2 protein-coding genes are annotated in these 1,594 nt (G+C 61.5%); both read right to left on the bottom strand.

Annotated elements, in window-relative coordinates:
• The coding region (locus GX108_06420; protein ID NLO56669.1) for a 2Fe-2S iron-sulfur cluster binding domain-containing protein at positions 1 to 354 on the bottom strand (354 nt) is incomplete at its 3' end.
• Between the two features lie 19 nt (positions 355 to 373).
• Positions 374 to 1,594: 4Fe-4S binding protein (locus tag GX108_06415; protein ID NLO56668.1), on the bottom strand; the 1,221-nt coding region annotated here is incomplete at its 5' end.

Below are 1,594 nucleotides of genomic sequence, written 5' to 3'. Positions count from 1 at the left end.
GTGTTCGATGGCCAGGTCCTGGAGTTCGCAGTCGCCGCTCTGGGAGCAGTACATGCAGAAATGGTTGCGCCCGGCGAAGATCAGTTCCAGCATCTGCCTCCGGTATTCCCGGAGTTTCTCCGTCTGGGTGTGCACCACCATGCCATCCAGGGCGGGAGTGGTGCAGGCCGTCAGCATTTTGGGGTTCTTTTCCACCTCGACGACGCACATGCGGCAGGACCCTATGGGGGTCAGGCCCTCCAGGTAGCAGAGGGCGGGGATGTAGACGTCATTCCTGCGGGCCACTTCCATAAGGGTGTCACCCTGGGCCCCCTTGCACGTTTTCCCGTCGATGGTAAGAGTGATCTCTTTCATCCTTCTATCCCCCCGCCTATTATTCTTTGGAGACTGCCCCGAAGGGGCAGACCTCCAGACATGTCCCGCACTTGATGCACTTTTCCTGGTCGATCACATAGGGGGTATTCCTGTCGCCGGAGATGCAATTCACGGGGCAGTTCTTTGCGCAAAGGCCGCATTTCCTGCATTTTTCCGGGTCGATGACGTAGGAGATGAGGGCCTTGCAGACCATTGCGGGGCACTTCCTGTCCGTGATGTGAGCCTCGTACTCGTCCCGGAAATATCTGAGGGTGGTGAGGACGGGGTTGGGAGCGGTCTGCCCCAGGCCGCAGAGGGACATCTCCTTGACCATCACGGCCAGGTCCTCCAGTATCCGGAGGTCCTCCATCCGTCCCTTACCGGAGGAGATCTTGTCGAGGATCAGGAGCATCTGCTTCGTGCCCTCCCGGCAGGGGACGCATTTGCCGCAGGATTCCTTCTGGGTGAATTCCAGGAAAAATTTGGAGACGTCCACCATGCAGGTATCTTCGTCCATGACCACCAGGCCGCCGGAACCCATAATGGCGCCCGCGGCGGTGAGGGACTCGTAATCCACGGGGAGGTCGAGATGTTCCTCGGCGAGGCATCCTCCCGAGGGGCCGCCGATCTGGACGGCCTTGAACTTCCTGCCGTTCAGGATGCCTCCTCCCATGTCGAAGACGATATCCCTGAGGGTCGTGCCCATGGGCACTTCCACCAGGCCCGTGTTGTTGACCTTGCCGGTCAGGGCGAAGACCTTTGTCCCCTTCGACTTCTCGGTCCCTATGGAGGCGTACCAGGCCCCGCCGTTGCGGATGATGGTGGGGACGTTTGCCCAGGTTTCCACGTTGTTTATGTTGGTGGGTTTGCCCCAGAGGCCCTTGTTGGCCGGGAAGGGCGGCCGCGGGTAAGGCATCCCCCTTTCGCCCTGGATGGAGGCCATCAGGGCGGTCTCCTCGCCGCAGACGAAGGCGCCGGCTCCTTCCTTGATGTGCAGGTGGAAGGAGAAGTCCGACCCCATGATGTCCTCGCCGATGAGGCCGTACTCTCCCGCCTGGGCGATGGCGCCCCGGAGCCTTTTGATCGCCAGGGGGTATTCGGCGCGGCAGTAGATGTAGCCCTCGTCGGCGCCTATGGCGTAGGCGCCCAGCATCATGCCCTCTATTACCGCGTGGGGGTCGCCCTCGAGGAGAGACCTGTCCATGAACGCGCCAGGGTCGCCCTCGTCGGCGTTGCAGAT

The organism is Thermovirga sp. (genome assembly GCA_012523215.1).
Taxonomy (GTDB): Bacteria; Synergistota; Synergistia; order Synergistales; family Thermovirgaceae; genus 58-81.
This window is presented reverse-complemented; position numbering and strand designations above follow the sequence as displayed.